This is a genomic window from Paenibacillus sp. JT31N17, from assembly GCF_056269255.1.
In genome coordinates this window covers 291,261-311,928 of the sequence record NZ_JBWDNP010000006.1, presented here as the reverse complement: position 1 = coordinate 311,928, position 20,668 = coordinate 291,261, and the positions used below count along the sequence as shown (strand labels likewise).

Here is a 20,668-nt window from a genome sequence, read left to right as displayed (position 1 = left end):
AAGTATAAAATTTGACCTATACGTTGCTTATATTTTTGGGGAAGAAACTAACTTTGCCGCCAAAAGCGGCGAAGCCGGTTCTTCTTATATAAACATGTTGTAACTTATACAGCTATAACCAAATTGATTCATCAGGAGGAATGCGAAGATGAAAATCTTGGTGACAGGTGCAACAGGGAAATTGGGAACGAAAGTAGTTGAAACACTGCTGAAATTAGTACCCGCTAGTCAATTAGCAGTCAGCGTTCGCGAACCGGAAAAAGCAGCAGGGCTGCAAGCCCGGGGAGTAGAAGTTCGGCATGGGGATTTTGACCGCCCGGAAACATTGGATTCCGCCTTTGCGGGTATCGATCGGCTCTTAATCATATCAGCAGATGGGGACAACGAGACAAGAATTCGTCAACATACTGATGCGGTAGCAGCGGCGCAGCGGGCACAAGTTGGATTCATTGCCTATACCAGTGCAGTAAATGCGAGTGAAAGCAAGCTGTTCCTTGCTCTCGTACACCGTGTCACGGAAGAAGCCATTATTAAAACGGGAATTCCGTACTCCTTCCTGAGAAACAACTGGTACTTGGAGAATGAGATCGGGAGCATTCAAGGTGTGATGGCAGGAGCGCCGTGGGTGACGTCTGCTGGAGAAGGCAAGACGGGTTGGGCTTTACGGCAGGATTACGCGGAGGCAGCGGCAGCGGTATTGGCGGAAGAGGGGCATGAGAATACGATCTATGAGCTTTCGGGTAAGCTGATGACGCAAGAAGAACTGGTGTCCGCTATTGGAACCGTATTGGGCAAAGAAGTATCTGTACAGCAGGTCGATGATGCCCAGTATGCCGAAATCATGAAAGGCGCGGGCGTACCCGACTTCGTCATCCCTATTCTCGTCGGTTTCCAGCAGGGCATCCGGGAAGGCACACTTGAGATCGAAAGCAGCGATTTGGAGAAGCTGCTCGGTCGTCCAGCAACCCCAATCAGGGAGGCACTGACCCAAATCATTAACGGAATCTCGCAAGCTAAATAATTGAATTCCTTTAGATCCTTTCATTAAGTTGAACTGTGACCCGGTTTGTGGACGGTTATTATAAACAGCCTTAAGCTTGACTAGCAAGCGGATGGCCTCTGAATTCGTCGGGGGTCATCTTTTTTAACGTCCACTGTTATCGCTCCACATGGAACGAGTCTGTATTGCCGCTTTACTACTTGAATAGCGCACAAAATGGCCGATGCTTCTGGCTGTTTTATAATTTCTTCGGACAATTCGAGCAATCGTGGAATCTAGTTAGTGCGGATATATTATTGACGATTCTGCCGGTTGTGATTATTTATTTGCTGGGACAGCGATACACTCTTACGGGCAAACGAACGGTTCTGTAAAGGGTTGAACTTGGGGCGGAAAAAAAACGGGCAGCGCAAGGATGATTTCCTTGGCTGCCCGTTTCGTGCATTATCCGATATTCTGAGGACTAAGATACAATTCAACTGCGGAAAGCGTAGGACACCATCTGGATTCAGCAATCGTTAAGCGAACCTGCTTCGCCTTCACCGGAGGGAAGCTGCAGATCCGTTTATATCCCACCACGGTGCACTCATACAGCTTGTTCCAGGAGCCATCTACCAAATACTCGATATACAGCCTTTCGATCCTTTGACCAGATGCGATATGCTCCTGAAGCACGATTGTGTCAAAGGTGCTTTCTTCCTGAAGCTCGATCTCGATGCTGGCTCTCTCCGTCAATTCCTTGGGGCACCAATACGTATGTTTGTCGCCATCCAGGATACGCTCGGCTTCGTGCTGCCCATCCAGGGATTCCGAGGCAGCGACACTTCCTCCGGAAGCGAGATTATCCTTGAACGTCGACCTGAGTCTGCTGCCAAGCTCCGCCATGCGCTGGGCATCGTTCTCATGAATCAATCCCCGCTTGTCGGGAGGCAGGTTCAGCAGGAACGTCGAATTGCCGCCAACCGATTTGTAGTAGATATCCAGAAGTTTCTCCAGGCTTCTTACCTGATCGTCTTCGGAGGCATGATAGAACCATCCGGGACGGATGGACGTGTTGACTTCAGCCGGATACCATGCCAGGCTCGATTTGTCCTGGATTGCTTCTCTGCTGCCCAAGTTTTCGTCGCGGGAGTTCGCCCGTCTGGAGAACTCGCCGTCATCGACGTGCTGGGACGCCTCTTGGATCTTCTCGCAATCCTGCAGTTCCTCCGGAACTACGCTCCATTCGGAATCTCGCGTATGTCCGGCTTCATTGCCGCACCAGCGCACATCCGGACCGCATACGGAGATGACGGCTCCAGGCTGAAGCTCGCGAATCACCTCGTAATATCCGTCCCAATCATAGACCTGTTTCATTCCATTCGGACCTTCGCCGCATGCGCCATCGAACCAGACACAAAAAATATCGCCGTAGCCGGTCAATAGTTCGCGCAGCTGGTCTTTGAAATAGTCGTTGTAGAGAGAAGAGCCGTAGCGCATGTCATGACGATCCCACGGGGACAAATATACTCCGAACGCCAGACCCCCTTCCCGGCAGGCATCCGCCACTTCCTTGACCATGTCTCCGTTGCCGCCTCGCCATGGACTGTTTTTAATCGAATGCTCCGTGTAGGCGCTCGGCCATAGACAGAAGCCGTCATGATGCTTGCAGGTCAAAATCAGACCCTTCATGCCGGCGGATTTGCACACATCCACCCATTGCTTGGCGTCGAATTCCGTTGGATTAAAGATGGAGGGATCTTCGTCACCGAGGCCCCATTCTTTATCCGTAAACGTGTTGATGCCAAAATGGATAAAAGAATAAAACTCCAGTTCTTGCCATGCCAGCTGGCGCGGGGAAGGGACAACCTGGGCAAGGCTTTTAATGGATACGCTCATCGATCATTTCCTCCTTTTAATTGGTTTTGGAATTGTACAAGCTCTGCGTCATAGGCGTCTAAAGTCAGTTCGGATTCGAACGATTGACAGGAGAAGAGGCCCAATCCGGAACGAGGCAGTGACAGCGTCTGAGCTTTGCCTGTTGTATTGACATACAGGATATCGCCATTGTCCAATCGCCGGGCGGCTACACCCGAAGGCGTTGAAGGCCCCTCGGCAATTCCAAGCGCCGGATATAAGGAGTCTAGCAGAATTGTCAGAAACTCCGTGTTTGCCGGAAGTGCGACGTAGATGGCTTCGCCTTTGCCGTAGCGATTGCGAGTGACGGCGGGGGAGCACTCCCATGTATTGGTGAAGGCCGCCATCGTCTCGGCCGTACGAGGCTCCAGGATCTCGTAATAGTCGATCACGGGCTGGAGTTCCCGGGAGTCCATTATGATCATAGGCTTCTCGCGCTCCAGTCCCAGCTCCGTTTTCTCTAGCCCGCCGGCATTCTCCTCAGGGGTATGGCTGCGGGTTCTGACAAACGCTCCGCTGCGGATACCGAACACATCGCTCAGGCCACCGGGCTGCGCCGTATCGAACACCTGATTGTGCGTGTTGACCTTCGCTGAATAGGCGGTCATGATGACAGTGCCGCCTTGCTCAATAAAGGAACGAACAGCTTCGGCCGACTCGCTGTCCATCACCGCATGCCCGGGGACGATCAGCAGCTTGTAGCTTTTTCGAATGTCGCGCAGATTGACGATGTTGCAGTCCAAATTGGCGAGTTCGAGCGCTTTGTATGCTTGCAAGACCTGCTCGGTATAGTCGGTCTTATAGAAGCTTCGATTCCCCGCCGTTACCTTCAGACTTTCATAGGAATAGGCGACAGCAATCTCTGCTTTAGTCCTTCGCGGGAACCCTCTGTCCTTCAGCTGCTTGAATTCCTCTGCGATTTGTTTGAACTCGTCATACTTCCAGCCAGGAATGCCGTCATGATCCACGAGACCGAACACGTACTGCTCCTCGCCGCCAAGCATCGTACGCCATGTCCAGGCGCATACGGCTTGCGCTCTGTGGATCAGCGACAGGTAGGCATACATTCGCATGGCATTGCGGGGAGATGCGTATCCGCCGAAATCGCCGGTCTGGAATTCCAAACACCAGATCGGCTCGTCCAGTTCTCCAATCCGATGATCCATGAAAAAGCAGGCCGCAGACAAGGCACTCCGGTCCTCCGGATTCGTGCCCGGATAGAACCCGATGCCGGGCAAATCGATGATATTTTGATACTGCTTCAGATAATCGAAGCCATAGCCGGGATTCTCGGACCAATGATTGGTCGTTTCCCTTGTGTGCGGGGCCAATTCCTTTACAATATTGCTTAATCCTTGCATATAGGCCAGTGTCTCATCAGAATAAAAACGAGACATGTCCAGCATGCGCTCCGGAGCGCCTTTCACTTGTCCGGAGATCGGCAACACAACGTCGTTGAAGCTGTTCAACTTTCTGGACCAACGCTGGGAAGTCCAGGCCCGATTAAGTCGCTCGACCGTGCCGTATTTGTTCCGCAGCCATGCCTCGAATCGATCCCTGGCTGCGATGGAATACGAAGGCGAGCCTGAGCCAAGCTCGTTGCATAGCCCGAAGGCATACAGCGCAGGATGATGCCGATAACGCAAAACCAGCTGTTTGGCAAAAGCATAAGCGTATTCCTGGAAGGCAGGATGGCCAATGTCCTCCATGTATCGCGTTTGCGCTTCCATTCGGAAGCCGCTGGGAGCAGTAAGTGAAATTTCGGGATATTTTTTGTGTAGCCATGTCGGGGCGGGACGGGTCGCAATATCCAGAACGACCTTGATGTCCGTCTCAGCAAATAGCGCCATCACCTCGTCAAACCATTCGAATGTATAATTGCCTTCCGATGGTTCGAAGCTGTCCCAACAAAGATGGCCTAATCGCACTATATTGAAAGAAGCTTTGCGCATCAGCTCAATATCGTGACGCCATCGCTCACGCGGCCAGTCGTGGGGATGGTAATTAGCGCCTGCAAATAACATGATGATCACCGCCATATAAAAATATTAAAACTTAAAAATATGATAAATGCTGAAAGGGAAATAAGAAATATAAAAAAAGAATATCGATATATAAGAAAATGAAATTACTTAGCAAAGACTAAAATAATTATATAAATCTCGTGATATTGTTATTTATTCAACCTTCCGTACGAGGATATACTGAGCGTATGAGAAACAGGAGGTCAAGATATGAAGAAAAGACTTGCAAAGCAAACGGCAATAGCGATTGTAACTGGCTCATTGCTATTGTCGGCCGTGGGGTGCGGCAAGGAACCAAACTCCGAACAGGAAGAAAACGCCTCACGCGAAGCGATCATCTCTCTAGGGCGGGTAGTTGGATCGGACAACAAATTCAAGAACGGAGAGAGTATTGAAGAGAATGTTCATACACGATGGGCCAAAGAAAAGTTCGGCATCAACTTCAAGGTGGAATGGAGTGTAGGAACCGGGGAGGCGTATGATACAAGGCTCCGTCTCCTGCTCAATTCCAATGACAAGCTTCCGGATGTCTTCACTCTGAGCAATCCGACCCTCGAGAATCAGGTTGTCGACTCGGGCAAAGTTATGGATATCGGCGAGGCCTTTGAAGAATACGCTTCACCGCGGCTCAAAGAACTGTATGCGCAGTATCCCGAGATCTGGAACACGGTGTCGTATGATGGGCGGCATTATGGCTTGCCTACTTTTAACGCCAACAGTTCTTTCAGTGTATTATGGATCCGCCAGGATTGGTTGGATCATTTGGGCCTGAAGCCGCCGACCACGCTGGAAGAGATGGAGACGGTGATGAACGCATTTGTTAATAAGGATCCTGACGGCAACGGACAAAAAGATACGATTGGTTTGTCGCTTTCTCTTAAAAAAGGAGTAGCAGCCGTCAAGGATACGTATATGGTATCCAGCGATTTTCTCTTCGGTCAGGCGGCCATACCTACGTACTGGACAGAGGCGGCCGACGGAACGCTGCAATACGGCTCCATTCAGCCGACGGTCAAGGAAGGGCTGGTTAAAATGAGCGAATGGATGAGCAAGGGCTATCTGGATAAGGACGCGGGTATTATGGATGAAGCCAAAGCTGCGGAAAGCTTTGTTCAGGGCAAATCGGGCATGGTATTCGGTCCGACATGGATGTCGACGTATCCGTTCAATCAGGATATGGACTTTGATTATCGGCCGATCCCGGTTCCAGCCGGAGTCGATGGCAAGGTGGGCTTCGGCAGCGAGCCGCAATCGTCTATCCGATTCTATTTCAACAAGGACTTTAAGCATATGGATGCGTTCTTCGATTATTTGGATGCCATCATGGGTCCCGGGTTCTATGATCCCGATTCCGAATTTGCCAATGGCTGGGCGGAAGGTTACGATTATGTATTGGTCGACGGCGAGCCGGTGTACGACCAGGACAAGATTCCTGGGGGCTGGATCGACGTCAAGAAGTATTCGATCTATGGCAACGATATTCAAACGCCGAAAAAAGAGCTTGAGGTTATGGCTAGACTGGGGCGTGGCGAGACGCCGGAGACGCCTTATGAGAAGTATTTCTCGGCAAGACCGAAAAAATGGGCGGAGGCGGCTGCCGTTCTGGAAACGTATCTCGACGATGCGGCTGTATTTGACCGATATACCGGCCCGCCAACGGCAACAATGGTTCAGAAAGGCGAGTTGCTGCGCAGAATGGAAAATGAAGCATTCATGGAAGTTATATATGGTCAAAAATCGCCGGATGCATTCGATGCGTTTGTGGAGAAGTGGAAGTCTTCCGGCGGAGACGATATCACGAATGAAGTTAACGAATGGTATCAAGCGGTGAATGCGAAGGAGTGAGGCTTGAATGACGGAGGGAAGGAAGAGCAGGAGGGGGTTGTTTCGCCACCTCCCTCTTCATTTGATCATATTGCCATCGGTAATTTGCTTGCTGATTTTCAATTATGCTCCAATGGCCGGACTGGTCATGGCGTTTCAAGACTATAAGCCTCGTTTGGGCTTGCTGAAGTCGGCATGGGTAGGTTTTGAGCATTTTCAATACATGTTTACGTATCCCGACAGCCTGCAAGTGATCTATAACACCTTGATTATCGCTGCTCTTAAGATTGTCGCAAATATCGTGGTGCCGATCGTTTTTGCATTGCTGCTTAATGAAGTTCGCAAGATTGTATTCAAACGATTTGTTCAAACGCTGGTTTACCTGCCTCATTTTCTGTCCTGGGTTATTCTCGGCGGCATATTGACGGACATTCTGGGCAATAAAGGCATTATCAATCAGTTGATTTCATTTTTGGGAGCCAAGCCCGTGTTCTTTCTTGGAGACGGCACATGGTTCAGGCTGACGGTCATCATAAGCGACGTATGGAAGGAATTCGGTTTCTCTGCCATCATCTATCTCGCGGCGATGAGCGGCATCAACATGTCGTTGTACGAAGCGGCGGAGATGGATGGCGCTGGACGTTTCAAGCAGACGCTTCATGTCACGCTGCCTGCGATGGTGCCTGTGATCCTGGTAGTGGGCACGCTGGCTTTGGGCAACATCCTCAATGCAGGTTTCGATCAAATTTTCAATCTGTACAATCCATTGGTCTACAAGCAAGGAGATATTATCGATACCTTTGTGTACAGGGTAGGCCTTATGAACGGGTCCTTCAGCTTCGCGACCGCTGTCGGTTTATTCAAATCGGTTGTTAGCTTCGTACTTATTGTTGCTGCATACCGACTTGCCTACCGGTTTGGCAATTATAGGATTTTTTGACATAGGCAGGTGATAGCTGATGCATCAAAAGACGATCGCATACCGTTGGTTTACGGCGGGCAACACCATTTTTTTGGCAGTATTGGCCATTCTATGTATATTGCCGCTAATTCATGTGGCAGCAGTATCCCTTAGCTCCAGATCTGCGGCTACTGCCAACCGGGTCTACTTCTGGCCGGTCGATTTTACGGCCGAGGCTTACCTGAGAACGCTGACGAATCCTTCTTTTCTGCGTTCCTTGTTCTTTTCGGTGGAAAGGACGGCTGTCGGCACGTTATTTTCCATGTTATTGACTGTAATGTCAGCATATACGCTGTCGCGGTCTTTTGCCGGAAGATCCTTTTATGCCTGGTTCTTCGTATTTACCATGCTGTTTAACGGCGGATTGATTCCCACCTATCTTGTCGTTACCCAGCTCCAATTGACCAATACCCTCTGGGCGCTCATCTTGCCTTCCGCCGTCAATGTGTTTAATACGATTCTGATGATGCAGTTTTTTCGGGCTATTCCCAAAGAGCTTGATGAGGCGGCGCATATTGACGGAGCGGGATATATGCGGTCACTGGTTTCCATCTATCTTCCGCTGTCGCTTCCTTCCCTGGCCACGCTGTCTCTGTTCGCGATGGTTTCGCACTGGAATTCGTGGTTTGACGGTTTGATCTACATGACGGATTATCGGAAGTACCCGCTGGCCACCTTCCTTCAGACCATCATTCAGAGCGGGGACATGCGAAATACCAATATTGATCCGGGTCAGCTTCAGATTTTGTCGGAGCGAACGGTTCGATCGGCACAGATTCTGATCGGCGCCTTGCCGATTTTGATCGTGTATCCATTCCTTCAGAGGTTTTTCGTGCAAGGCTTGGCGATGGGAGCGGTCAAAGAATAAAATCGGAAGAAACTTGGGAGTCGTGGCAGATGAGCAACAAGGAACACAGTCTCTTTTCCAAATTGATCGGCTCGCTTGTCTTGCTCTTGCTGCCGGTTCTGGTCCTTTCGGTATACTCCAGCCGGGTCAATGAAGACGTCATCACCGGCCAACTGAAACAGTCGAACATTAGCCGGCTGTCCACACTAGGCACGCAGATGAATTATATTATCATGCAGATGGAAACTTTTTCGCACATGCTGCTGCGGGATCCGAATGTGGTTGAATTTCAAGATTTGTCTCTCCTTTACCCCAACCATTACGAGCAGATCAGGAAGAAGAAGATTATTCTAGACAAGCTGTATCTTCAGGCCACCTCTACGAACTGGATCAATGACATTACCGTATATTCCCCGCAGTCGGGTCAATCCTTGTCCACCATGCACGGGACAATGTTCAATCCGGAGCGGCTTCAGGAGTTAAGCGAGGAGAATTGGAATTTTATCTGGAATCATAGCGGCGTCGGCGAGCTTGGCAAGGTGATTCATCTAACCTTCGAACAGTACAAAGGAGGCATCGCTAACGCGAATGCCATCATCGAGATCGGCTTCGACATGAGCAACGTGATTCGTATGCTGGATGAATTCAAAGCGCAGGGTAACGGAGAGGTTTTGTTCTACAGGTCCCGGGAAGCTTATCTGTCTGCCAGTTCGATGCCGCCGGTTCTCCTTGAACAAGGGCTATCGGCATTGCAGCGTACTCCGCTTGTAAGCGAAGGAGACATGACGCTGAAGCTCGACGGCATCTCGTATCTGCTAACCTATTCCGACGTTCAGGCGCTTGACGGTTATGTGGTCCATATTGTGCCGCTCGACGAGATCCTTACACCTCTGCGGATTGCCAATCAGTTCAGCTATCTTGTCCTGGGGCTGCTTCTAATTGTCGGTATCGTCGTCTCCTGGCTGCTTTACCGTAATGTGCAGGTACCTTTGGGGGCGCTTGTAAAAGGGGTGCAGCAGATCAAAATGGGTCAATACAAATCAAGGATTCCGCTGCAGGCTAACAATGAATTTAGGTTGGTGATTTCCAGGTTCAATGAAATGACGGAGCAGATTCAACAATTGATTGAGAATGTGCTGGAGCAGAAGCTGCATGCGCGCGAAGCCGAGCTTAAGCAACTGCAATCACAGATTAATCCGCATTTTCTCTACAACAGCTTGACCTATGTGGTCAGCATGACCAAGCTCGGCAACAAAGATGCCGTGATTAACATGGCCTACCATCTCTCCGACTACTATCGTTACACTACTCGTGTCGAGTATCAACTCGTCAAGCTGTCCGAGGAGTTGAAGAACGCCGACGACTACTTGAGCATTCACCGGATGCGGATGAAGCGAATTCGATATTCGATCGGGGTGATGCCGGGGTTGATGGAGGTCAAAGTGCCTCGATTGATACTGCAGCCGATCATTGAGAATGCGCTGATTCATGGTATAGAGAGTATGGAAGACGACGGTGTAATAGCAATAACGGGCAACCTCACTGGAAGCCTGTGTGTACTGATCGTGGAGGACAATGGCGGAGCGATGACGTCCGTGAAGGTCCTGGAGCTTCAGCGCCTGTTGAGCGGCAATCCTAAGGATCGCACGGGGAGCTGCGGCTTGCGAAATGTCCATCGGCGGCTGCAGCTTCGTTACGGAGCAGATTCTGGCTTGAGGCTATCGTGCAACGCTGCCGGAGGACTTCGAGTCGAGCTGCATTGGAGATTGGAGGCAAGTGACAATGAAGCTGCTGATCGTAGATGATGAGGAGCATCTGGTGGATAGCATGATCGCGAGCATACCGTGGCAGGAGGCTGGAATCACAGCATGTTTTGCGGCGTACTCCGGCAAACAGGCATTGGATATTATACAGACGGAGACAGTAGACATTGTGATTACCGATGTTCGCATGCCTGGTATAACCGGCCTTGAACTGATCAAGACGATCAAAAGCCAGTGGCCGCATATATCCTGTATGCTTTTGACCGGTCATGCGGAGTTTGAATACGCCCAGCAAGGGCTGAAGCATAAGGCGTCTCATTATTTGCTCAAGCCGGTCAAGGACTCGGAGCTGCTCGCCGCAGTAAATGAAGCGGCTGATGCCAGAAGGGATGAGCAGGAGCAAGTAAGGGCTTTTATCCATTCGCAAGCCATGGTGCATCGCAATCTTCCTGTGCTTCGCGCCAATCTGCTTAATAATCTTATACGGGGTCAGACGATTCCTAAGGCCAAATTGGAGGAGCAATTGCAGTTGTACGATATTCCGATCCGCTCCGATGATGTCGTATCTCTAATACTCATCCGAATTCATGATGTGTATTTGCGATATCAACCGTCGGATATGCCTGTACTGGGGTTTGCCGTCGCGAATATTGTGGAGGAGCTGCTGTCCGGAACCGGCAAAAGCTGGAGCAGCGAAGATCTGTACGGTAATCTGGTATTTGTCATCAGGCGCAATACCGGGGATATGACCGATCAATGCATCGAACAATTGGCAGATGAGATGAGACGGGTAGTCAACCAACTGCTGCATCTTGCAATTTCAGTGGTGCTGTCGCCAATCGAAACGCTTGCGGGAGGATTGGAAGAACTTTATCAACGCTGCATCGCCACGATGCGCTCGCAAGTTGGACATGAGCATGATTTGGTCGTACGACTTGGCGGCGAACACAGGAGACCGGCATCCCATGTGGTTGGCTCCCTCTACTCGCCCCCTTTATTTCCACATTTGCTGGAAGCGGGCAACTGGGCGGGAGCGAAGGAGAAACTGGATGAGATTGTGAAGGAATGGAAATCCAAATATAACGGCTCCAACGAACATTTGTCCGAGATTTATTACTCCCTGAAGTCCGCCTTCTCGTACTTTGTGCACAAAAACGGCAAGCTTCTGGCCGATTATCGCCTGCGCGGAACGACGGAAATGAAGACCATCGAAGAGCTGACCTATTGGGCTGCGGACATTCTGGAGCGGCTGCAGAATGAGTTGAATTCGGAGATGTCGGCTACTCGCCACTCGCTGGTTGCGCAGATTCATCAGTTTTTACAGGAGCATCTATCGGAAGACGTGTCACTGCAAGCTATCGCGGATTATGTGTATATGCACCCTACTCATGTTTCGAAAGTATTCAAGAGGGAGACAGGGGAGACGATATCCGACTACTTGCTGCGCTTGCGAATGGATCATGCAGTTGTTTTATTGAAGGAGAGCAGATACAAGATTTATGAAATTGCTTCGCGTCTGGGCTACAAGAATCCGACGTATTTTATCAAGGTTTTCAAAGAGCGCTTTGGCGTAACGCCACAGGAATTCAGGGATTGATCCTAGTTCTGCTCCCGGAATCGCTGCGGAGTCATGTTCTCGAAATTTCGGAAAGTGGACACGAAGTGGCTGGCATCCAGAAAGCCCACCAAGGATGAGATTGATTTAATGGTAATCGTTTTGTCCTTGATCAGATATTCTTTCGCTTTCTGAATGCGCAGATTTATCAGGTATTGATAGGGACTCATCCCGGTTGTGATCCGGAACAGGTAGTTGAGCCGCTGCGAGCTGAGGCAAGCGTAACTGGAGAGATCGCCGAGGCCGATCGACGGGTTGTGGAAGTTTTCTTCCATGAATTGAAACAAGGGCATCAGGCGGAGCGAATGCTGGGAATAGGAGCGCTGCTTGTCCACTTGCCCATAGCGTTTCAAATCCATAAGGAATCGATAAAGGAAGGCAGAGCCGTCCATACCTTTGAAATCGAAATGGCCTAACGCCAGATTGCGGCTTCTCCTGTGAAGCTTGGCCAGCCTTGATCCGGGCTCCCAGGTAATCACTGTAGAGGTGGCGAGGCTTAGCGAAGATACAATCGTTGGCGCGAGATTGCCGTTGAACGTAACGTACCAGGTCGACCAGGGATGAGATAACGTGACATAACGATGAGGAACTTGAGGCGGGAGCAGAATGCCCTGATTCGCGGCTAATGTCACCGTCGACCCGGAGCATTCGAATTGCCCTTCTCCGCTGGTGGTATGCAGCCAGTGGTAGCAGTGATATCCTTCGGGCCTGTCGAATTCCTCCTGCCATTCGTTCCAGCCCATAAGCTCGATATAGATCGGCAATGCCCGGTCTAAAGGTGTGACTAGCATTTGCTTCATGTAGTGTTTCATAGTCAATCACTACTTTCATTTTTTTATATGCCTCTTTAATTATATCTGATTTTACTTTGTGTGACCATCCATTATAATTAACGTAGCTTATTAATTTGGAATTCCCAGAAATAATGATTGTTTTTCAAGTAATGACTTGAATATCCCCTTGAATTTTTTCCAGAATTTTATGGATGCGTAACATTTTGAAAGCACTCACATTATTATTGGCGGGAGCTTTCCTTTTCAAAGGATGAAAAGGAATCGTCATCATATAGAGTGGAATTATTTTATATGAAATATTTACAGAATATTCAAAAAAAGGAGGTGGTGCGGGGCCTTCAAAGCTTGGCACAGCAAGGGGTTACAGCATAATCAAACTTGAAATGATACAGGGGGCTTCAACAATGAACGTTAAACGGAAGATTGCGACGATGATGACCGTCATTCTGATTATCGTATTGCTAGCCGCGTGCTCGCAAAGCAACAACAGCAATAATGAGAACGCTGCCACAACGGGTGATTCCGCCTCGAACACTAACAATTCGTCTGCCGGCAGCAAGCCCGTAAAAGTGAATTTATTCGCGGGTACATCCAGCTTTAACGGCAATCTGGATACGAACTGGTTTACGGAATATGCAGAAAAAAACTTCAATATGGATATCCAGTGGTCTACCGTGCCCAATACGGATGTAGCCACCAAGCAGCCGCTGCTTCTTGCAAGCGGAGATTATCCATCCATCTTCTGGGCGGGGAGCTTCAGCAATGAAGACCTGTTGAAATACGGACAACAAGGCGTCTTTGTACCATTGAACGATCTTCTTCAGGAGCACGCGCCGAACGTCTGGAACGCCATTCAGAATACGCCTGCGCTGAAGCAAGGGTTGTTTACTCCGGACGGCAACATCTACGGCCTGCCATTCTACAACTATTGCCTTCACTGTTATTATTCCAGCAAGCTCTGGGTCTATAAACCCTTTCTTGAAAAGTATGGCTTGAGCATACCGACCACAACCGAGGAATTCGAGCATATGCTAGAGGTGTTTAAGCAGAACGGTATCCTGCCGTTAACCGGCTCGACGGATGGCTGGAACTCTGACCCGACTACATTCCTTATGAATGCCTTTGTGTACAACGATGGCGGTAATCATCTGCAGATCAACAACGGCCAAGTAGAGTTAGCCGCGATTCAGGACGGATGGAAGAAGGGACTCGAGTATATTAACCGGCTGTATGCCAAAGGGTTGATCAGTAACGCGGCATTCACACAGACCAATGATGTGCTTAACAAGCAAGCCATCAACCATGAGGTTGGAGTTGTGCCCTGGGGCTGTATGAACTGCGTCGTCGGCTCGGAGAACATGAACGACGTTATTAACTGGGTAACGGTTCCTCCGCTTAAAGGTCCGGATGGCGTGCAATATGCAGCTTTCAGTGGTAACGGAGTAAGCGGCGCCGTATTCGCGATTACGAATAAAGCTTCTGACGAAGAGAAAATCGCCATCATGAAATTGCTTGATTTCATCTGGACTACGGAAGGCACGACGATTACCGATTACGGACCGGAAGGCAAGTACTGGTTCAAAGCCAAGGATGGCGACAAGGGCCTGGTGGGCACGTCGGCAAAGTTCGCGATCGATATTCAGCCGCCTTCTCCATTTACCTGGGGCTGGAACCAGTTGGGACCAATCTATCAATCCGAAGAATGGCGAAATAGTATCGTCGCTAAAGCGCCTTTTACGCCTGATGGATCGGGCTCGGAAGCGCTGCTTCACTACTACACGGAGAAAGACTATAAAGGCAAGCAACCCGGAGAAGTGGTGCCAGCCTCTATATGGATCGATCCCGTGAAGTCGCAGCAATTTTCGCTGCTAAAGACTAACATCAACAATTACGTGAAGCAATGGACTGCTGAATTCATCGTCGGCAACAAGTCACTAAGCAAAGACTGGGACGCTTACGTCTCCGGCGTTCAGAATCTGGGATTGGATGAATATCTGAGCATCACCCAATCCGCCATGGTCAGCCCGTTCGATACGAGCAGCTTCCAGCGTGACGATGCTGTCATCAAGAGTCTAGAATCGTTGGAATAGGAGTCGCAACGGCATCATCCCCTCTAGGCTTCCTGGAGAGGATGATGCAACTTCTTTAAGCGAGGAATGATAAACATGAAACAAAGTCATGGGATAAATAAAAGAATCGTTCAGCACTGGCCGTTGTACGCCATCATCGCGATGCCTACTGCTTTTCTGATCATATTCAGTTTTTGGCCGATGCTGGGGGTGCAGATTGCGTTCCGCAATTTCAGCCCGGTGCTGGGCATTTGGGGAAGCCCCTGGGTCGGTTTTCAGCAATTTGAGCTGTTTCTATCCTCCCCGTATTTTGGGCCGTTGCTTAAAAACACGCTAACCATAAGCATCTATTATCTTGCCGTTTCCATTCCATGTGCAATTATCCTGGCACTCGCTTTGAACGAGGTCAAAAACGGCCGGTTCAAAAAGGCGGTACAGATGTTTACTTATGCGCCTTATTTTATCTCGACGGTCATTCTGGTCGGCATGATTCAAATCATGCTTTCGCCGACAAGCGGACCTCTTGCCCTTATCTCCCAACTGTTCGGCAAAAACAATCCTCCCAACGTGCTGGCTAGCGCGGATAGTTTCTCCTCCATCTATGTCTGGTCGGGTATCTGGCAAGAGACTGGATACGGAGCCATTATCTATCTCGCGGCTCTGGCTGGAGTAAACCCTGAGCTGTACGAGGCCGCCAAGATCGATGGCGCCTCCCGGTTGCAGAAAATCCGGTATATCGACCTGCCTGGCATCAGCTCGACAATTATTATCCTGATGATCCTGAGCGTCGGCGGGCTGCTCAGCGTCGGCTTTGAGAAGGTATATCTTCTCCAGAACAATCTGAACTTGAGCTCCTCGGAGGTTATATCTACTTATGTTTATAAGGTCGGTCTGGTTAATGCCGACTTCAGCTTTGCCGCTGCAATAGGTCTCTTTAACTCAGTCATAGGCTTGATCTTGATTACAGCCGTCAACTATAGCGCCCGAAAAGTTTCGGACAGCAGTCTGTTCTAGGTTAGGAGGATATATTCTATGCGTCACACAACCACGATCCGAGAGTCTGGGGCGGACCGCATTTTTTTGTTTTTCGTATATACAGGCTTGACTCTGGTTCTCGTTATGGTGCTTTATCCACTGCTCTTTATTGTCAGTTCTTCATTCAGTTCGGGAGCAGCCGTACAGAGCGGCAAGGTGTGGCTGTGGCCAGTCGATCCCACGCTGGACGGTTATATCGGCGTCTTTAAGTACAGCGCGGTATGGACCGGATTTGCCAATTCACTTCTTTATACCGTGGGCGGCACCTTGCTAAGCGTCTCTCTCACGGTTATGATGGCATATCCTTTGTCGAGGAAAGAGATGTTCGGACGCAGCGTCTGGATTTGGGCTATTCTGTTTGCCATGCTGTTTAATGGGGGACTTATTCCTTTTTATCTTGTCGTCAAGCAGTTGGGCATGCTGAATACGCCCTGGGCGATCATCGTACCGTCGGCGCTAAATATCTTTTCCATTATTATCGCCAAGACCTTCTTCCAGACCTCATTGCCCAAGGAGCTTTACGAAGCAGCGCAGCTGGACGGTTGCGGCGATTTCCGGTTTTTAACGCGCATTGCGCTGCCGTTGTCCAAGCCAATCCTCGCCGTTTTAATTCTGTGGTCCGCGGTCGGACTGTGGAACTCGTACTTTAATGCCCTTATATTTTTGAACTCCCAGTCTCTGTACCCGTTGCAGCTCGTGCTGCGCCAGATTCTGGTAGAGAATAAAATCGATTATACGAGCATGTCGTCGACATTGGATACCCAGAGGCTGACACTAATGCAGAATATGGAGACCTTGTTGAAATATTCACTGATTGTAATCACGACGATTCCGATCTTACTTATCTATCCATTTGTGCAGAAGTATTTTGTCAAAGGCGTTATGGTAGGATCCGTAAAGGAATAGAGCGATCATAAACAAGGCTAGACGGAGGTAACTTGATATTATGACAAGAATGGGTGTTGCATATTATCCGGAGCATTGGGATCGAGCCATGTGGGACGAGGACGCGGAGATGATGCGTCGGACTGGTGTTGGAATCGTACGTCTGGCTGAATTCGCCTGGTCTCGTCTGGAACCGCAAGAAGAGGAATATAACTTAGAATGGCTCGACGACGCAATCGAGGTGTTTCATCGTCGGGGCATACAGGTCGTATTGGGCACTCCGACGTGCACGCCCCCGAACTGGCTGACGCATCGTTATCCCGACGCGCTGCCAGTCGGCGCCCAGCAGCATCCACGCTATCCTGGCGTGCGAGGACATCGTTGCTACAACAGCCCTTCAATGCGGAGGCTGTCGGCGCGAATTGTCGAGAGGCTCGCCGACAGATATGCCAAGCATCCCGCAGTGATCGGTTGGCAGATCGATAACGAATTCAGTCTGAACGAATGCCGCTGCGAACATTGTGCGGAAAAGTTCAGAGATTGGTTATGCGGCAAGTACGATTCTTCTTTGACCAAGTTGAATGAATCGTGGGGGACCGTTGTCTGGAGCGGCGAATACAGCGACTGGCGTCAGGTTTCGCCGCCGCAGGGAAGCGCTGCTTTTCAGAATCCTTCCTTTCTGCTGGACTGGAAGAGGTTCGAGACGGAGTCTGTGGTGTCGTTTCAGCAACTTCAGCTGGACTTGCTGAGTCAGCGATGCCCTGACCAATTCGTGACACATAATATTTGGAGCTACCCGATGGCTCTGGATTACTATAAGCTCTGCGAGCCCCTGGACTTTGCTTCGCTCGATTATTATCCTGGCACCAGTCCCGGAAAAGCGGACACAAGCGGTTATGGAGGCGCGCTGACGCTGGATCTGGCAAGAGGCATCAAGCGGCGGGGGTTCTGGATTATGGAAACGATCAGCGGTCCACCGGGCTGCTGGTTCCCGATGTGGCGAACGCCTCAACCAGGGTTCATCCGCGCATTTGCATGGCAATGCATCGCCAGAGGAGCAGATACAGTCGTCCACTTCCGGTGGCGGAGCGCGACGATCGGCGCCGAGCAGTTCTGGCATGGCCTGATCGATCACGGCAATGTTCCCGGCAGACGATTTGAAGAGTATACACGGCTGTGTAGAGAAGTGAATCGGTTATCTGCGCTCATTCAGGACACCGAGGTGCGCAGCGAGGCAGTGATGCTTCACTCGCATGACATTTATAACGCTTTCCAGATGCAGCCTCAAGCGGAGGGCATGGACTACTTTGACAACCTCAAGCTCTATCATCGGGCGCTGACCAAAGCCGGGATCATGTCGGATGTATTGAATGTTGCCGATGACTTGAGCGGGTATCGGCTCATCGTCGCCCCGTCGGTATATATGCTGGACGAAGCCGTGGCGCAGCATCTTGAAGCTTGTGTCCGGAACGGCGCCACGCTGATCGTGACCCCTCGAACAGGTGTCAAAAACGAAAATAATGTATGCTGGCTGAAGCCGCTTCCCGGTCCTCTTGCCGATGCGGCAGGGGTGCGCGTCTCCGAATACGACCCTGTAGGCCTTGATTCGCATACCATCCGCACCAAGCGAGGCCATACGTATACTTGCAGCCAATGGTGCGATATTTTAACGCCAGAAGGGGCAGAGCCATTTGCCTGGTACGAGGACGACTTCTATGCCGGCAAGCCTGCAGCCACTTGCCATAAGCTGGGGCAAGGACAGATGATCTACTTGGGAACGGTGGCCGAAGAGAGCTTCTACGTGGAAATGTTCATCGACGCGGCGGAGAAGGCGGGGTTCAGCCGCTTTGAGGGATTGCCTGATGGAGTGCAGATATCAATACGCGAGAAAGACCGCTCACGTTATCTGTTCATAACCAATCTGAGCCGCCAGCGGAAGACAGTGCCTCTAGGAGGCCGATATTATGGATTGCTTGCGGAAGCGACGGTCGGACCATCTCTGGATATGGAACCTTATGGCGTCGAAATCGTGTCTTTGCCGCAATAGAACAAATTCATCCGAACAGGCAAAAGGGCAGTCTCAAAAGCAGGTATATTACACTTGATAACAATGCTCGATTAGTGAAAAATCGGCAAAAATAAAAGAAATGGCGGTGCTGGAATTTATCCTTGCACCGTCATTTCTTTCATTTGATCGATTGCCCGGAGGCTACTCTACCCTGATTTCTGCTACGCAACAGGCGGGCAGTTTAATCGAAAAGCAATTGTCTTTCACATTCATATCCGGCATCGTTTTAATTTCGACTTGAGCAGGCTGCCCGAATCGGTTATGGCTGTTCATATCGCCGCTGATCAGGCGGATAGAGGCGGAAGAGAACGCCTTTCCCTCAAGAATTACCTGCACCAGCCGAGGCTCGTCTGCCGACAGGTTTACAACCGTTGCATGAATTCTGCCATCAGCTCTCTCGGAGGCACTGACGTGAAGCGCGGGCACGGGAGCTTCTTCTGTCCCCGTAAGGTCCTGCTGTATGTAGCTTTCGATCAATGTGGAATTCTGATGCCCCTTAAACAGATCAAATACATGATAGGTGGGAGTAAGGAGCATCTCTTCTCCTTCGGTTAGAATAACCGATTGGAGCACATTTACCATCTGTGCAAGATTGGCCATATGCAGCCGGTCGCTGTGGGTGTTGAAAATGTTCAATGATACCGCGGCAGCAATGGCGTCGCGCATGGTGTTTTGCTGGAAAAGAAATGCGGGATTGGTACCCGGCTCGGCCTGATGCCATGTTCCCCACTCGTCCATAATAATCGACACTTTGCGTTCGGGGTCGTACTAATCCATCACGTACTTATGTCTGCGAATCAGTTCATCGACATACAGGGCGCGACGGAGCGTTCGGTAATAGCTGGCCTTGTCAAATCCCACGGCCGGTCCCTTACGTTCCCACGGGTATTCTTCAGTGTCATAATACCCCGGCATGGTGTAATAGTGCAGCGAGAGACCATTCATCCTATTACCTGCAAGGCGCATCAAGGTTTCCGTCCATTTATAGTCGGCACCGTCGGCGCCGCAGGCAACCCTGAAAATCCTATTGCTGCCATAGTTGCGGATGAATGTTTCGAAGCGCTTGTATACATCCGCATAATATTCCGACCGCATATGCCCGCCGCAGGCCCAGTTTTCGTTCCCGATTCCCAAAAACTCTACGTTCCAGGGCTCCTCGCGGCCATTTTGACGCCTCCAGTCCGCCATCGGGGATTCACCGCTGAAAGTCATGTATTCAACCCATTCGCTTGCTTCCCGTGGGGTGCCGGAGCCAACGTTCGCTGCGATATAGGCGGAACACCCGATCTGCTCGCAAAGATCCAGAAATTCATGGGTTCCAAACGTGTTATCCTCCACCACGCCGCCCCAGCCCGCGTTGACGATACGCTTGCGAACAGGTCCGACGCCGTCTTTCCAGTTGTAGTATTCGGCAAAGCATCCGCCAGGCCATCTTAATACCGGAACCTCAATATGCCGCAGCGCGTTCACGACGTCGGTTCGTATTCCGCGTATATTGGCGATTGGACTGTTTTCACCTACATAAAGACCATTATAAATCCCGATCCCTAAATGCTCCGAGAAGTGCCCGAAAATGTTTTTGTTAATTTTAGAATACTTTCGTCCCGAATTAATGATCAATAACGCCACAAATATCCTCTCCAGTCCGTGTACGATGATGGATGTTCCGGTTATGCGGATGCAATCGAACCTCTTATCGGCACATTATTTTGCTTGCGGTTATTTATTATAGCGCTTTCAAACGATCGGTTTCAACACAAAATGCCGTTCATCCGCAAGGTTGTAAAAAGATGAAAAGTGAGTAAAAAACGGTTAGGCGGGGCGCGACAATGAAGTAAAGAGATGTTAGTTATGTCATAACCGGAAGATAGATTAATCTAAAAATTC

Annotated in this window: 13 protein-coding genes and 1 pseudogene; 10 read left to right on the top strand and 4 right to left on the bottom strand. The window is 50.1% G+C overall.

Annotated features, from left to right (window positions below; all coding sequences use genetic code 11):
• Nucleotides 1-148: 148 nt before the first annotated feature.
• Complete coding sequence (locus tag AC0YOB_RS21030; protein WP_475794424.1) at nucleotides 149-1,021, top strand: SDR family oxidoreductase; 873 nt, start codon at nucleotides 149-151, stop codon at nucleotides 1,019-1,021.
• Between the two features lie 423 nt (nucleotides 1,022-1,444).
• On the opposite strand, the gene AC0YOB_RS21025 is transcribed toward AC0YOB_RS21030, so the two are convergent.
• Nucleotides 1,445-2,878 carry an alpha-L-fucosidase gene (locus AC0YOB_RS21025; protein ID WP_475794423.1) on the bottom strand — a complete coding sequence of 478 codons (1,434 nt, stop codon included), beginning with the start codon at nucleotides 2,876-2,878 and terminating at the stop codon, nucleotides 1,445-1,447.
• Nucleotides 2,875-4,920, bottom strand: a complete 2,046-nt coding sequence (locus tag AC0YOB_RS21020; protein WP_475794422.1) for a beta-galactosidase — start codon at nucleotides 4,918-4,920, stop codon at nucleotides 2,875-2,877. The genes AC0YOB_RS21025 and AC0YOB_RS21020 overlap by 4 nt, the downstream gene beginning before the upstream one ends.
• A 210-nt stretch (nucleotides 4,921-5,130) precedes the next feature.
• Between AC0YOB_RS21020 and AC0YOB_RS21015 the strand changes: the two genes are divergently transcribed.
• The 5 genes from AC0YOB_RS21015 to AC0YOB_RS20995 are packed head-to-tail and all read left to right on the top strand — an operon-like array spanning nucleotide 5,131 to nucleotide 11,912.
• Nucleotides 5,131-6,765, top strand: a complete 1,635-nt coding sequence (locus AC0YOB_RS21015; protein ID WP_475794421.1) for an extracellular solute-binding protein — start codon at nucleotides 5,131-5,133, stop codon at nucleotides 6,763-6,765.
• Between the two features lie 7 nt (nucleotides 6,766-6,772).
• On the top strand, nucleotides 6,773-7,684 hold the full coding sequence (locus AC0YOB_RS21010) for an ABC transporter permease (protein WP_475794420.1): 912 nt from the start codon (nucleotides 6,773-6,775) through the stop codon (nucleotides 7,682-7,684).
• A gap of 19 nt (nucleotides 7,685-7,703) precedes the next feature.
• Entirely contained in the window at nucleotides 7,704-8,573 is an 870-nt protein-coding gene (locus AC0YOB_RS21005; protein WP_475794419.1) for a carbohydrate ABC transporter permease, read from the top strand.
• 29 nt (nucleotides 8,574-8,602) lie between these two features.
• Entirely contained in the window at nucleotides 8,603-10,357 is a 1,755-nt protein-coding gene (locus AC0YOB_RS21000) for a sensor histidine kinase (protein ID WP_475794418.1), read from the top strand.
• Nucleotides 10,335-11,912: a response regulator gene (locus AC0YOB_RS20995; RefSeq protein ID WP_475794417.1), complete on the top strand. Its 1,578-nt coding sequence runs from the start codon at nucleotides 10,335-10,337 to the stop codon at nucleotides 11,910-11,912. The genes AC0YOB_RS21000 and AC0YOB_RS20995 overlap by 23 nt, the downstream gene beginning before the upstream one ends.
• Before the next feature lie 2 nt (nucleotides 11,913-11,914).
• Here the strand turns inward: AC0YOB_RS20995 and AC0YOB_RS20990 are convergent, their stop codons facing one another.
• The gene (locus AC0YOB_RS20990; protein WP_475794416.1) at nucleotides 11,915-12,730 is read right to left on the bottom strand and encodes an AraC family transcriptional regulator; all 816 of its coding nucleotides are present in this window, start codon (nucleotides 12,728-12,730) and stop codon (nucleotides 11,915-11,917) included.
• A gap of 398 nt (nucleotides 12,731-13,128) precedes the next feature.
• Between AC0YOB_RS20990 and AC0YOB_RS20985 the strand changes: the two genes are divergently transcribed.
• The 4 genes from AC0YOB_RS20985 to AC0YOB_RS20970 all read left to right on the top strand — a co-directional run bounded on the left by AC0YOB_RS20985 (nucleotide 13,129) and on the right by AC0YOB_RS20970 (nucleotide 18,760).
• Nucleotides 13,129-14,814, top strand: a complete 1,686-nt coding sequence (locus AC0YOB_RS20985; RefSeq protein WP_475794415.1) for a type 2 periplasmic-binding domain-containing protein — start codon at nucleotides 13,129-13,131, stop codon at nucleotides 14,812-14,814.
• Nucleotides 14,815-14,889: 75 nt separating this feature from the next.
• Nucleotides 14,890-15,807 (top strand): ABC transporter permease, encoded by a 918-nt coding sequence (locus AC0YOB_RS20980; protein ID WP_475794414.1) that lies wholly within the window; start codon nucleotides 14,890-14,892, stop codon nucleotides 15,805-15,807.
• A gap of 18 nt (nucleotides 15,808-15,825) precedes the next feature.
• A complete protein-coding gene (locus AC0YOB_RS20975; RefSeq protein WP_475772246.1) occupies nucleotides 15,826-16,734 on the top strand; it encodes a carbohydrate ABC transporter permease in 909 nt (302 codons plus the stop codon).
• 40 nt (nucleotides 16,735-16,774) lie between these two features.
• Nucleotides 16,775-18,760 (top strand): beta-galactosidase, encoded by a 1,986-nt coding sequence (locus AC0YOB_RS20970; RefSeq protein WP_475794413.1) that lies wholly within the window; start codon nucleotides 16,775-16,777, stop codon nucleotides 18,758-18,760.
• Nucleotides 18,761-18,922: 162 nt separating this feature from the next.
• Here the strand turns inward: AC0YOB_RS20970 and AC0YOB_RS20965 are convergent.
• A pseudogene (locus AC0YOB_RS20965) lies at nucleotides 18,923-20,410 on the bottom strand (alpha-N-arabinofuranosidase).
• Nucleotides 20,411-20,668 lie beyond the last annotated feature (258 nt).